Source organism: Nocardia suismassiliense, from assembly GCF_900269665.1.
Taxonomy (GTDB): Bacteria; Actinomycetota; Actinomycetes; order Mycobacteriales; family Mycobacteriaceae; genus Nocardia; species Nocardia suismassiliense.
Genome location: NZ_LT985361.1, coordinates 4,737,377 through 4,750,874 on the forward strand (window position 1 = coordinate 4,737,377; position 13,498 = coordinate 4,750,874).

Annotated in this window: 11 protein-coding genes; 7 read left to right on the forward strand and 4 right to left on the reverse strand. The window is 65.7% G+C overall.

Going from position 1 to position 13,498, the window contains the following annotated elements; genetic code table 11:
- Window positions 1–94 precede the first annotated feature (94 nt).
- Together ligD and helR are read right to left on the reverse strand one after the other, a co-directional pair.
- Window positions 95–1,042: a non-homologous end-joining DNA ligase gene (ligD, locus tag DBO33_RS21220; protein ID WP_107656596.1), complete on the reverse strand. Its 948-nt coding sequence runs from the start codon at window positions 1,040–1,042 to the stop codon at window positions 95–97.
- Between the two features lie 73 nt (window positions 1,043–1,115).
- Window positions 1,116–3,314, reverse strand: a complete 2,199-nt coding sequence (gene helR, locus DBO33_RS21225) for an RNA polymerase recycling motor ATPase HelR (RefSeq protein ID WP_199856713.1) — start codon at window positions 3,312–3,314, stop codon at window positions 1,116–1,118.
- A gap of 607 nt (window positions 3,315–3,921) precedes the next feature.
- On the opposite strand from helR, the gene DBO33_RS21230 reads away from it, so the two are divergent.
- Window positions 3,922–4,836, forward strand: a complete 915-nt coding sequence (locus DBO33_RS21230; RefSeq protein ID WP_234390960.1) for an RpnC/YadD family protein — start codon at window positions 3,922–3,924, stop codon at window positions 4,834–4,836.
- Between the two features lie 379 nt (window positions 4,837–5,215).
- On the opposite strand, the gene DBO33_RS21240 is transcribed toward DBO33_RS21230, so the two are convergent.
- Window positions 5,216–6,421, reverse strand: a complete 1,206-nt coding sequence (locus tag DBO33_RS21240) for a site-specific integrase (protein WP_107656599.1) — start codon at window positions 6,419–6,421, stop codon at window positions 5,216–5,218.
- Window positions 6,422–6,521: 100 nt separating this feature from the next.
- Entirely contained in the window at window positions 6,522–8,021 is a 1,500-nt protein-coding gene (locus tag DBO33_RS21245; protein WP_107656600.1) for a carboxylesterase/lipase family protein, read from the reverse strand.
- Window positions 8,022–8,281: 260 nt separating this feature from the next.
- Between DBO33_RS21245 and DBO33_RS21250 the strand changes: the two genes are divergently transcribed.
- From DBO33_RS21250 to DBO33_RS21275, 6 genes are all read left to right on the forward strand, one after another.
- A complete protein-coding gene (locus tag DBO33_RS21250) occupies window positions 8,282–8,722 on the forward strand; it encodes a hypothetical protein (RefSeq protein ID WP_159080389.1) in 441 nt (146 codons plus the stop codon).
- 139 nt (window positions 8,723–8,861) lie between these two features.
- Window positions 8,862–9,317, forward strand: coding sequence for an SgcJ/EcaC family oxidoreductase (locus DBO33_RS21255; RefSeq protein WP_107656602.1), 456 nt, complete (start codon window positions 8,862–8,864; stop codon window positions 9,315–9,317).
- Between the two features lie 734 nt (window positions 9,318–10,051).
- A complete protein-coding gene (locus DBO33_RS21260; protein WP_107656603.1) occupies window positions 10,052–11,005 on the forward strand; it encodes a coiled-coil domain-containing protein in 954 nt (317 codons plus the stop codon).
- A gap of 330 nt (window positions 11,006–11,335) precedes the next feature.
- The gene (locus DBO33_RS21265; protein WP_107656604.1) at window positions 11,336–11,833 is read left to right on the forward strand and encodes a pyridoxamine 5'-phosphate oxidase family protein; all 498 of its coding nucleotides are present in this window, start codon (window positions 11,336–11,338) and stop codon (window positions 11,831–11,833) included.
- A gap of 98 nt (window positions 11,834–11,931) precedes the next feature.
- Entirely contained in the window at window positions 11,932–12,336 is a 405-nt protein-coding gene (locus DBO33_RS21270) for a YciI family protein (RefSeq protein WP_107660477.1), read from the forward strand.
- A gap of 6 nt (window positions 12,337–12,342) precedes the next feature.
- Window positions 12,343–13,488, forward strand: coding sequence for an RNA polymerase sigma factor (locus DBO33_RS21275; RefSeq protein ID WP_107656605.1), 1,146 nt, complete (start codon window positions 12,343–12,345; stop codon window positions 13,486–13,488).
- Window positions 13,489–13,498: the final 10 nt, after the last annotated feature.

Consider the following 13,498-nt stretch of genomic DNA (forward strand, 5'->3'; position numbering starts at 1 on the left):
CGAAAGGTCGACGGCCCCCGGTGCTTCCGGCCGCCTGGGCACCGACCGCCAGCTTCACCGCCTACCTGCGCCGCTACCCCGCGCTGGGTGGATATCAGCCGAGATCCGGCGTTTTGGCTTCGTGCGGCGCCTTATCCGTCCGCAGCCCGCGCCAACTCGGGTGGCGGAGCCCTTCGGCACTGGCCTCGCGGTATTCGATGTCGGCCACGAGTTCGGGTTCGACCCAATGCGCCGAGGAGGAGACGGAGCGTGGGGGTGGGATGTCGAAGGGGGTGTCCGGGCGGGTGATTTCGTTGAGGCGGAACTGGAGGACCTTGCGGTCGCGCATCGTCCAGCCGGTGCCGACGTTGCCGATGTGCACCAGGCGGTTCGCGTCGTCGTAGGCCCCCATCACGATGGAGCCGAAGATGCCGGAGTAGCGCCCGTTGCCGGGGAGCCAACCAGCGATGACGACCTCGGTGGTCTTGCGTAGCGGGGTTTTGATCCAGGCGGGGGAGCGGCGGCCGGGCTGATAACTGGAGTCGAGGCGTTTGGAGATGATGCCCTCCAGTCCGTGGTCCCTGGCGACCTCGAGCATGGTGGCCGAACTGACGTCGACGTAGTAGGGCGGGGTGCGAGTGAGCGGTAGGTCGATCGCCAAATCGTCTAGTCGGGCGCGTCTTTCGGCATAGGGGAGCGCCATGATGGACTCTCCGTTGACGCCGAGCAAATCGAAAACGAGGTATTGCACGGGCACTTCACGCAAGAGTTCGGCGGTGGGTCGCACCACGTGCATGCGGCGCTGTAGCCGACGGAAAGAGGGCACGCCGGTGCCCGGCTCGGGTGCCACGATCTCTCCGTCGACCAGCACGTCCACGCCATCGAGCAGACCAGCAAAAGCAGTGGTCAACTCGGGAAAAGAACCACTGATATCGCGGTTGTTCCGACTGTAGAGCCGGCACTGCCCGCCGTCCCATCGGCCGAGGGCGCGAATGCCGTCCCACTTCATCTCGATCGCCCACAGGCCGGTGTCTGCCGGCGGCCGCCCGGAGACGGCCAGCATCGGCGCCGGCGCTGATCGCACAAGATCAGCATATATCCAGCAATCAATATGTATGGGACGGTCGCGCCAATAACTACTGTGGTCGGCTCCCGACCTGGGCGGGTGCCCCGGTTTCGGCGAGTCCGGTCAGGGCCTGCGGCAACGGTCCCTGATGTAGCACCCCGAGGCGCTGGGTGGCCCGGGTCAATGCGACGTAGAGCTCCGCCGCGCCGCGTGGTCCGTCGGCGAGGATCCGCTCCGGTTCCACGACCAGGACGGCATCGAACTCCAACCCCTTCGTCTCCGACGCCGCCACCGCGCCGGGCACATCCGGCGGCCCGATCACCACGCTGGTACCTTCGCGGCCGGCCTCCTCGCGGACGAATTCCTCGATGGCAGTCGACAATTCGTCAGCACTCACCCGCTTCGCCCACGGCTGGACTCCGCACGCGCGCACCGACTCCGGCGGCTGCACATCGGGTGCGAACTCGGCGAGTACCGCGGCAGCAACGGCCATGATCTCCGCAGGGGTGCGGTAGTTCACGGTCATCGACCGGTAGATCCACCGGCCGGGCACATACGGCTGCAACATCGCGTCCCACGAGGTGGCGCCGGCCGCCGACCGGCGTTGAGCCAGATCGCCGACCACCGTGAAGGACTTGCCGGGACAGCGCCGCATCAGCACCCGCCAATCCATTTCGGACAATTCCTGCGCCTCGTCGACAACGACATGCCGATAGGTCCAATCCCGGTCCGCCGCAGCGCGTTCGGCGAGTTCCCTGGTGTCGCGTTCGAGGAAACGATCCGCCAGGTCCTCGGCGTAGAGCAGGTCCTGGGCGAACAGGTGGTCCTCGTCGTCCATCATGTCCTCGCGGCCGACCATCAGGTCCAGCACGCCCGCGGCATACTGCGCCTGCTCCTTGCGTTCCCGCTCGGCGGACTGGTCGACGGGCTTGTCGCGGCCGAGCAGATCGACCAGTTCGTCGAGCAGCGGCACGTCCGAGACCGTCCAGGCGGTGCCGTCGGTACGTAAGAGGGCTTCGTTACCGCCCGCCGCGCGTAGTCGTTCGGCGGATGTATAGAGCTCGGCCAGTAACGTTTCCGGTGTCAGAATCGGCCACAATTCGTCGAGGGCGGCGGTGAACGCGTCGTTTTCGGCGAGCTCCGCGATCAGGTCTTCGCGCAGTTGCTCCCACGCTTCGGTGTCCGAGCGGGTCAGCCAGCCCTTGCCGATCCGGGCGATCGCTCGTTCGGTGAGCGCCCAGGTGAGGATCTCCTGGAACACCTCGCGTGCCTCGTTGTGTGGCCGCCCGCTCGTGCGCGCTTCTTCTCTGGCCCACCCCGCGAGCTCGGCGTCGATCCGCACCGTGGTGTCTGTCAGTTCGATGGTCCGCGGCTCACCGGGTAGTCGCTGGCGATCGGCGACCGCCGCGGCGAGCACGTCCAGGATCTTCAGTGAACCCTTGAGGAGAGCCGCCTGCGGAGTGTCCTCAGCGGTGACACGCAGGCCGGGCACGAGGTCGCCGGTGGTTGTGAACACGACGTTGGTTTCGCCCAGCGACGGCAGTACGCGGCTGATGTGGTTCAGGAACGCCGGATTGGGGCCGACCACCAGCACACCCTGACGTTCCATCCGCTCACGCTGGGTGTAGAGCAGATACGCGACACGGTGCAGCGCGACCACGGTTTTTCCGGTGCCCGGCCCGCCCTCGATCACCAGCACACCGGGATGGTCGAGCCGGATGATCTCGTCCTGTTCGGCCTGAATCGTCGCCACGATGTCGTTCATCCCGTCACCGCGCGGCGCGTTGACCGCCGCGAGCAAAGCCGCGTCCCCCCGCTCCGCACCGTCCGGACGGCCGAGCACCTCGTCGGTGAAATCGACCAGCCGACGCCCACGGGTGTGGAACTGCCGGCGGCGACGCATGTTCTCCGGCGTCGCGGCGGTAGCCACATAGAACGGACGCGCCGCCGGCGCCCGCCAATCGAGCAGCAGCGGTTCGAACTCGTTCGCTTCATCGAACAGACCGATCCGGCCGATATAGGACCGCTCGCCGGTGAGCGTGTCCAATCGACCGAAACACAGCCCGTTGTCGGCCACATCCAGCCGCATCGCCTCCTTGGCCAGCGCGCGCACCTCGAAATCCCGTTCCATCGGGGTGCCGTCGTTCCCGCGCAACGCCGCCGCGTACCTGCCCTTCACCCGGGCGCGCTCGGCATCGAGCCGCGTGTACAGCCCGGCCACATACTCGCGCTCGGACCGCAATTCGTCTTCGTACCCCTCGGTTGGCATGTGCCCCTTCACTGTTTGTTCTGTTACGACCGTCTGGCGTGCGCTCATGCGGACACCGGTGACCCTTGCCGGACCGGCCACAGCAGCCTCGCGGCTGCCGCCTCGGTGCGAAGCGCGACCGACACAGCCGTCACTCGGGCGTGACCTCGCAGCTTCACCCCCGCCCCGCCGTCGCCCCGCGACCCATACGTCGCCCACCACACATGCACCCAACATCTCCATTTCCACAGGGGGTCTGACCTAGGCGAGCAATTGTGCGGCATCACCCCGGTCTTGCCGCAAGCCCCCCTGTGCGCTATACATTGAGAGTGGGAAGGAGTAGATCCTTTCCATTTTTCTTGTCCGGAGTAGACGGACCTCCTCGCGACGCCGCATGGACGGTTCCTCCTGCCGCAACTGGCTGCGCACTGTAGCGCGGTTCCGATGTACACCCTCGAATCGGACGTTCTAAAGTCACGCTTTATAGCGCGGTTCCGGCATGCACCCTCGAAACGGACGTTCCAAAGTCACGTTTTATAACGGCTGCAGCGACGCTCGTCGTGGACACGGTCAGCCCGACCGACGAATGCGTTTGTGAACACTGAAAATTGCGCGAATTATGTCGAAAGTGTCGGTGGCGCAGCGTAATCTCGCGAGCATGCCGCCGAAATACATCCACGAGGGGTTGGTGGAACTGTTCCGCTGTCGGCCCGAGCTGGCAGCGGGTTTTCTGCATGAGGTATTCGGATTACCCCTACCCGATTTCCAACAGACCCGTACCGAGGCTTGTGATTTCACCGACATCGGACCCAAGGAATTCCGCGGGGACATGGCCTTCTCGCTGACCAATGGGGCCGGTACCCCGGTGGCGGGGATCGCGGTCGAGGTGCAGCTACGCCGAGACGGCACCCGACAATGGAGTTGGCCAGTTTATGTCGTTACCCTCCGGGCGCGATTGAAATGCCCGGTGTTCCTGCTCGTGGTAGCACCGGACGTCGGTGTTGCGGAATGGGCGGCGCGACCGATCGACCTCGGGCATCCCGGCATGACCCTGCGTCCGCTGGTGCTGGGCCCTAACCAAGTGCCCGCGGTGACTGATCCGGCTGAAGCTGTCGCGGTGCCGGAGCGTGCGGTGCTGTCGGCAATCGCGCACGCCGAAGGCCCGCAGGCCCGTGAAGTTCTCTCTGCCCTGCTCGCAGGCCTCGTTAAGACCGAGGACGAGCGAGCGAAAATGTATTATGACATCGTGCACAAGGCTCTGTCTGAGTCGGCGCAACACCACCTGGAGGAGCTGATGACTACGGGATACGAGTACCAGAGCGACTTCGCCCGGAAGTATGTCGACGAAGGTCGGGCTGAGGGACGGGCAGAAGGGCGGGCGAGCGAGGCGGCCCGCATGGTCCTGACAGTGCTGGATGCTCGCGGCATTTCCGTCAGCGACGAAATTCGTACACGGGTGTCGAGGTGCGCTGACGTGGATCAGCTCGAGACGTGGGTTCGGCGCGCCGTGTCGGTCGGTACTGCGGACGAACTGTTCGACTGAGTTCGCGGTATTGCGTCGGAATGCTCGGATGACTACGGGATATGAGTACCAGAGCGACTTCGCCCGGAAGTATGTCGACGAAGGTCGGGCCGAAGGTCGGGCGAGCGAGGCGGCCCGAATAGTTTTGACGGTGCTGGATGCTCGCGGCATTTCCGTCAGCGACGAAATTCGTACACGGGTGTCGAGGTGCGCTGACGTGGATCAGCTCGAGACGTGGGTTCGGCGCGCCGTGTCGGTCGGTACTGCGGACGAACTGTTCGACTGAGTTCGCGGTACTGCCTCGGAATGCTCGCTAGATCGGTGATGCGTGCTCAGAAGTAGAACGCACTGGTCGGTGCGGTGCTTTCTTGACGGCAGTTGAATGGTGCCTTCCGCACGTTCACAGGCCGAGTTTGGTGACTGCGTTGTCTTCCAACGGATTTGCCGTGCGGATATAGCCGTGCACGGTGCGGGGGTTGGACCAGCGGCCTTGGCGCATGATTTCGCGATCGCTGGCACCGCCGAGCGCGGCTTGGGTGGCGAAGCCCGCGCGTAGGGAGTGGCCGGAGAAGAGGTCGGGGTCCAGTCCGGCGCGGGCGGCGTAGCGTTTGACCAGTTCGGCGACGGCTCGGCCGGACATGGGGGTGTCGCCTACCGTACCGTGACGATTTATGGTGGGGCACAAGGGCAGGTCGGGTTGCTCGGCGAGGGCGGTTCCGGTGAAGCCGTGACAGCGGTGAATGTCCGGATCGGTGGTGTCGGTGGTGAGGTGGGCGCGCAAGCCGGATGTGCCTGCGGCGGTGTGAATTTCGAGCAGGCGCACCCAGTCGGCGAACGCGCAGACGGGACAGGTGCGCGGGCGTTGGCCGCGGGGCAGCGCGACGCGCTGTTCGGCGACACCGGTCGGGTCGGTTTTCGTCGACGGCAGTCGCACCAGCAGCACCGGCTCACCGGTGGCGTGATCGAGTTGCACCTCCACATCGGCGACGCGTAGCCCGGCGAGCTCACTGCGTCGCAGCGCGCCGGCGAACCCGATCAACAACACGAGCGCATCGCGGCGCCGAGCGGGTTCGGTGGGCCAGCCGGGTTCGGGCAGCCCGGCGAGCAACTGGTCAAGGGTGTGCAACAGCACGGGGCGTTTGCGTTTCGGCTGCGTGCGCCGAGTCTTGCGGATGCCGCGCAGGGTGAGGCGGACAACGTCGGAGCGAGTAGGGGAGGGCAGCCCATTGGCGGCGTGCACGGCGGCAATCGCCGCAGACTTGCGTTCCAGCGTCGCCGCGCTGAACGCCCACTCCCCGGTGTCGCGGCGCGCGTCGGCCGCGGCGGCCAGGTAGACGGCGACGTCGAGCGGGTCCGCGGGCATCGCCTGCCGACCCTCGTCCAGACACCACGCCGACCAAGCGATCCAGTCGGTTCGGTAGGCGCGCAACGTATTTGCGGACTGTGAGGCTTCGAGATAACGGCGCAGCGAACCCGCCTGATCGTCATCGAACCGCTCCCGCACCAACCGCAGCGCGGCCGCATCCACGAGCACACTGCGCACCCCGCGGCGCAACTCGGTGCGCACCGAGTCCGGCATCGCTATGACAGCGGCGCGCTCTTCCATCGATCAGCTCCTGTTTCTAGACCGATGTCATTGTCCTGCCGCCGCAGTCGAATTCACGGGATCAAGCGTCCTCCGCGCGTCGTGCTGCCGACTGGGCGTATCACTCGGCGCGCAGGTCCTGGACGTCGAATTGGTGGGTGCGCCAGATACGACGCGAGCGTTCTTCAGGGTAAGGCTGGACGCTCGGCTCGGCGGTGTAGACGCGGGTAGATCGGGTGACCGGATCGTACGGGGCCCAGCCGGGGTTGCCGGTGCTCGCGAAGTTCAGCCAGTCGGTGCGCATCTCGTGGCCGACGTGGCGGACCTCGTCCACGGCAGTTGGTCCACCGTAGCTGCGCACTTCGTCGAGGCTGAGCGTGCCGAACACCAATAAGTTGTCGAGGCTGTGTGAGGCGCCCTGCGCGGGGTTGAAACTCCAGCAGAGTTCATAGGTCCAGGCCTGCCCGCCTCCGGTGTAGTGAGCGTTCGCGAGATGAAGGCTCGGCATCCGAAAAAGCCAGTCGGCGTTGACGAGTTCATCCAGCTGCCCGGGACTCGCTTCGGGGTAAGCGGTCCGGTAGTCCTCGTTCGAGGCGGGCGCGAGAAGCTCGAGTGTGGCATTCACCTGCTCATCGGTCACCTCGCTACCGAGCCGGGCATTGAACAATCGGTATTCGTCGCGGGTATGTCCCACGAGCACATCGATGCCCCGCGCGGCACCGGCGGCGAGCGCACGCCATGGTGCTGCCGGCAGGACATCACCATCGACGACGGGTGAAAACGGTGTAGGCGTCAGCGCCGTAGGCCCCCACGATTCGACGTACTCCGGCATCTTCTGAATGACCGCGTCGGTCGCGTCGATCAATGCGCGCGGTGAAATACGAGCCAGCTCGTCCACGGTGGCTTGCACACCGACTTCCGCGGCGATCGTTGCCGAGATCGCGGCGGCGAGCCTCGGCGTGAAGTAAGTGCCGGGGACACTCTGGGCGATGGCACGTCGAAACAGCCCCGCAGCCATCGGCATAGCCAGCAGCGCCGCAATGCAACCCGCGCCAGCGGACTGGCCGAACACAGTGACGTTCCCCGGGTCACCCCCGAACGCAGCGACGTTCGCCTGCACCCATTGCAGCGCAGCGACCTGATCGAGAATGCCGCGGTTGTCCGGAGCACCACCGATACGGGCGAAGCCTTCCGCTCCGACGCGATAGTTCATGTTGATCACGACCACACCGGACCGGGCCAGCGTCGTACCGTCGTGGTGCGGATTGCCGGAGGTGCCCTCCAGGTACTTACCGCCATGGATCCACACCATCACCGGCAGTCCGGCGGCACCGAGGTCAGGTGACCAGACATTGAGGGTCAAGCAGTCACCGCCGGATACCCAATTCGGCTGCGGCACCGGCGGTCCGAACTCCAGCGCATCGCGAACACCGTCCCACGCCTGCGCTGCAACAGGAGCCGCAAACCGCCGCACTCCAACCGGCGGCTGGGCGTAGGGGATGCCCCGGAAGACCGCCACAGCGTTCTCCCACCTGCCACGCACAACTCCTGCAGCCGTACGGACTTCAGATTCGTCGTTCACGTCGAAGTGCTCACTTCCGTCGGATGGGTACCGATTCATGGCCTGCGTGGAGCCGCGTCAATCGTCTACTGCGGCTGTGATGAAGTGCCCCGCGCGACGCCGGCCTGCGCGCAGGCCGGCTCGACCGAAGCTCTCCGTCGTTGTCGCTCAACCAGTTCATCGCAATCTTGACAATGTGATTGCCGTTGGTAAGGGTAATGGCGACTGCAGCAGGGGCTGCATGTGTGCGTTGGGGGCATCTTGATGTTTGGGGCAGCGTTGTCTGCATGGGTCACTAGCGGCTGTGACGAGGTGGCGTGATGGCTGGCGAGGATTCGACATCCGAGCTGGATCCGCATCGTTCGGCGATCCTCGAACGTCGGGTGGCACGGATCCGAATATTCGCGAGTTGTCTGATCGCGGTGCTGATGTTCGCTGTCTCCGTTGCGATTGTGGTCTTGTTTCATGCTTCTGACCCCCTGGCGGAGGGATTCGCTGCGGCGGATGTCAGCGTCTTGATGATTGCCACGCTATCTGCGGTTACATTCGTGGCCGTCGGAACATTGCTGTTTTGGCGTCGTGCAGATCTGGTCGCTGCTCGTATCGCAGAAGCAGTGCTATGGGTCGACCTGGTCGTGCTGGGCGGAGCTGTCATTGTGCTGTTGTCGATGGGATCGCCGGCGGTGATCGTTTGGATAGCTGCTCTCGGATGTGGGATAGACCTTGCGAACCAGGCCCGGCACTATCGACCACCGAGTTAGCTGAAGCTCTCCGGCGCGGTTTGGACGGACCGGGGCCAGCAGAGCGGACACCCGCCTGCCCGAGATTGAAGGCGGGTGCGTCCTACGAGTTCAGCTGCTACTTGACCTCAACTATGGTTGATATTCCACACTTCGATGCATGCACGATGACACCGAGGCGATTCGAGAACTCTTCGGCCGCTATACCGAGCTCTGGGTCCAGCATGAGATGCGGGAATGGGGCGAGCTGTTCACCGAGGACTGCGACTTCATCACGCACCGGGGCGTGTGGTGGCGGTCGCGGGAGGAGAATGTGCGCGGACATGAGGATGTACCCGAATCTGTGCTGGCGCAGAAAAAGAACTACAGTCAGACGATCATCGACATCCAGCCGCTCACGCCTGGAGTGATGCTGGTGCATACCGAATGGGTGTGGCCCGATCATGTCTTGCCGGGCGCTGCTGTGTCTGAGGACCGCCGCGGTCTCATCACTGCGGTTCTCGTCCAACGCTCGGGGCGCTGGTTGATCCGGGCGGTACAGAACACACGACTCAACGGGCTCGATGACTTTGCACCGATCGCGTCGGAAAGTCCAGCGCCGGTTGATGAGGACTGATAGCCGCCCACGGATCGACGGCCGGTACTTGCTCAGTCGAATCTCGCAGCCCGGCGCCGGCGCGCCGCCAACTCCAGGGTGCGGCGCCCGCCCGCCACAACCCCCGGTGGCGGCCACGGCACCACATTGCTCACCGTGGACCGGTTGGCTACTCGGCGGCAGTATCGGGAAGTGTCCGGCGGCCCTCCGGCGACCGCCATCCTTGCGACTTCCATCCGCCAGGAGTTGTGCCCGGCCGCGCATGCGGCCTTCTCCGGATCGTTGACTGCGCCCTCCGGATCAGAGTTGACGCTTCAGAACCGAGAAGTGGTACGTCCGTGCAGGGGTGCACAGTTTTCAGCAGGTTTCGTAGCCGTTCCGTTTCGTTGGGTGTGACCAAACGTAAACGTATTAGAACCAGCCGTTTTGGGGGAGTCTGCGGAATGCCGCTCAAGTCTGACCGCCGATAATGTTTACTTATCGGCGGTCAGGGGGGCGAGGGCAGGGAATGATTCTTCCTGCGACACGGCACATTTCGTTTCGTGTGAATACGTCAATAGTGACGAAAACAACGCTACGATTCTCCGGTGTCCAACGTCTGCAACTACCCGGGCTGTTCCCGACCGATCACGCGCGGCGGGGGACCTGGCCGCCCTTCGGAATACTGTGACCATCCAGACCACACGCGATGGCGCGCGTGGCGGGAACGTCAACGGCTACAAGAGGAGTCGGAGACACCGGCAGGTTCCGTCACTGTGACGCAGCAGGGCCCGGTTACTGCTGCCCGGCTCCGCGCGGACGAGCTGCTCACTCAATTCCGTGGGCTCGCTGACCAACTGGGCAACACCCTGAATGCCGCTGTCGCCGAACTGTCCACCCTGGGCGACCCGTCCGTGGCCGAAGCTCAGGTCCAGGCGGTGCAAGCCGATGCGGCCCGGCGTATCGCCGAGGCCGAAATGGCCACTGTCGCCGCAGAACAGGCGCGACGCGAGGCGGAGGAGGCGCGTGCGCTCGCCGAGGCTGCCGCCGACGACGCGGCCGGAGCGGCCGAACGCGCTGAAGCCTTGGTCGCCGACGCCAACAGCACCCGCGACGACGCGCTGCGCGAGGTCGAGCGCGCCACCAGGCAGGCCGCCGACGACGTATTCGCCGCACGTAGCGAAGCGGAGGCCGAGGTGCGCACCGCGCGGCGTGAGGCTGCTGAGGAAATCGATCGGATTCGCAAGGAAGCCGCCGAACAGGTGGAACGGGCCGAACGACGAGCAACCACGGAAATCGCGCACGCGCAACGTGAATCAGCGGCACAGGTCAGTGCCGCGCAGTCCGAACGCGATCTTGCCGTCCAGCGCGCCGCCGACGCCGAACGCGCCACCGAGCGTGCGGAGCAAGCCGCGATGGAACGCATCGAAGCGGCCAACGAGGCTCGCGAGGAATGGCGCAGGGTCCGCGCCGAACTCGACACCGCCCGCACCGAGCTGGGGGAGATCCGCCGCACCGCCGCCGCCGATCTCGCCACGGTCCGCGCCGAAGCAGCGGCCACCATCGAAAAGGCGCGCACCGAGGCGGCGCATCGCATCGAGGCGCTGGACGAAGCACGCACCCAAACATTGGCCCGTGCCGAGCGCGCCGAAGCTCAGCTCGATGAACTCCTCGCCGAAACCCGCCGCAAGCCAGGAACGGTCACCGCGCTGGACAGTAAGGAGGCGTAGGCCTGGGTACATGATCAACGGGACATAGCGGCGGCAAAGTGCGAGAAGGGCTGGCCGCTGTGTCCCGTTGATCATGAAGCAGCGCTGTTGGCGGGACACCATGGCGGGTTCCGGTTACAGGCCCAGTCGGTCGGGGGCGTGAGTTCGTACTCGGCGATCCGGAGCAGTTCACGGCCCGGATCGAACGGCTACAACGCCAGTCGACATCGGTCCGGAACCCTGCGGCAAAATTCCCGAAAATTGGCATGCACGATGATGTCGAGAACCGGTCACCTGCTCCGTCCTAGGGATACATCGGCCAGAACGGCCGACCACACCGAGAGGACGACCATGCAACCGAACGAGATCACCGAGGTGCTGAACCGACCGATCAGCCGAGAGCTGCTGGATCGCGACTTCACCCGGCTGGCGTACGTGGCCAAGGACGGCACGCCCCGCAATATCCCGATCGGGTTCACCTGGAACGGTTCGGAGATCGTCATGTGCACCTCGACGAACGCCCCGAAACTGGCGGCCCTGCGCCAGAACCCGATGGTGGCGTTGACGATCGACACCGAGGTGCATCCACCGAAACTGTTGCTCATCCGCGGTCGAGTCGAGTTGGACGTCGTCGACGGTATCCCGGAGGAGTACATCCAGATGAACGGCAGCTACCAGATGACACCCGAGCAGCGCGTCGAGTGGGAGGCGGGGGTTCGGGCGCTGTACGACAGCATGGTCCGGATCGTGGTGACCCCGACGTGGGCGAAGCTGATCGACTTCGAGACGAACCTGCCGAGCCCGATCGAGGAGCTGATCCAGCAGCGGGCTGAGCGTCAGCAAGCTTGAGTCGAAAAATATTGCGGCGCGATGTCGAGAACCCGCCCGCTGCTTCGTCCCTGAACCAGACCGGCCACAATGGGCCGAGCCACATCAAGGAGAACCTCATGAAGTACCTGTTCCTCAAGCACTATCGGGGCGCACCCGCATCGGTCAACGGCGTTCCGATGGACCAGTGGACACCGGACGAGATCACGGCCCACGTGCAGTACATGGAGGACTTCGCCGCTCGACTGCAGAGCTCCGGCGAGTACGTCGACTCGCAGGCTATCGCCCCGGAGGGCACGTTCGTGCGCTACGACGGCGAGGGGCGGCCGCCGGTCACCGACGGCCCGTTCGCGGAGACCAAGGATCTGGTCGCCGGCTGGATGGTGGTCGACGTGGACAGCTACGAGCGGGCGATCGAGCTCGCCGGTCAGTTGTCCGCGGCGCCGGGTGCGGGTGGTAAGCCGGTCCAGGAGTGGCTCGAGGTGCGCCCGTTCTGGAGCCCGCCGCCGACCATCACGGAGTGACGCGCTGTGGATGACGCTCTGCTGCGGGCACTTACGCCCGCGGTGATCGGCATTCTCGGCCGCCGCGGCGCGGACTTCGCGGCGGCCGAGGATGCGGTGCAGGAAGCATTGCTCGAAGCGGTGCGCGTGTGGCCGGACGATCCGCCGCGCGACCCCAAGGGCTGGTTGGTCACCGTGGCCTGGCGCAAGTTCCTCGACGCCGCTCGCACCGACACCTCCCGGCGGCGGCGTGAGGAACTGCTCGAGGAGGAGCCCGCGCCCGGCCCGGCGGAAACAGCGGACGACACGCTGAAGCTGTATTTCCTGTGCGCGCACCCGTCTTTGACGCCCGCGTCGGCCGTCGCGCTGACCCTGCGCGCGGTCGGCGGGCTGACCACGAAACAGATCGCGCAGGCCTACCTCGTGCCGGAATCGACCATGGCCCAGCGCATCAGCCGGGCCAAGCGGACCGTGTCGGGGGTCCGGCTGAACCGCGCGGGCGACGTCGGCACGGTGCTGCGCGTGCTCTATCTCGTCTTCAACGAGGGCTACTCCGGCGATGTCGACCTTGCCGCCGAGGCGATCCGGCTCACCCGCCAGTTGGCGGTCATGACCAAGCACGAGGAGGTGGCGGGACTGCTCGCGCTCATGCTGCTGCACCACGCTCGTCGCCCGGCCCGGACTCGCGCCGACGGGAATCTCGTGCCACTCGCGGAACAGGACCGAAGCCTGTGGGACACCCGCATGATCGCCGAGGGTGTCGACGTCCTGCAAGCCGCACTTAACCGAGATCGACTGGGGGAGTTCCAAGCCCAGGCCGCGATCGCGGCGCTGCACGCCGACGCGCAAACCGCCGAAGAGACCGACTGGGTGCAGATCGTCGAGTGGTACGACGAACTGCTGCGCCTCACCGACAACCCGGTGGCCCGCCTCAATCGGGCCGTCGCGGTGGGCGAGGCCGACGGACCGCGGGCCGGACTGGCCGCGTTGGCGGAGCTGGACCCCGGCCTGCCCCGCCATACGGCGGTCGCGGCGTACCTGCACGAACGCGACGGCGACTTGGTGACCGCGGCACGGCTGTACACCGAAGCCGCCGGGTCGGCCACCAGCCTTCCCGAACGCGTTCATCTCACGCGTCAGGCCGCGCGACTCAACACGGAGTTACGCGAGTGAGCGGAGCCCG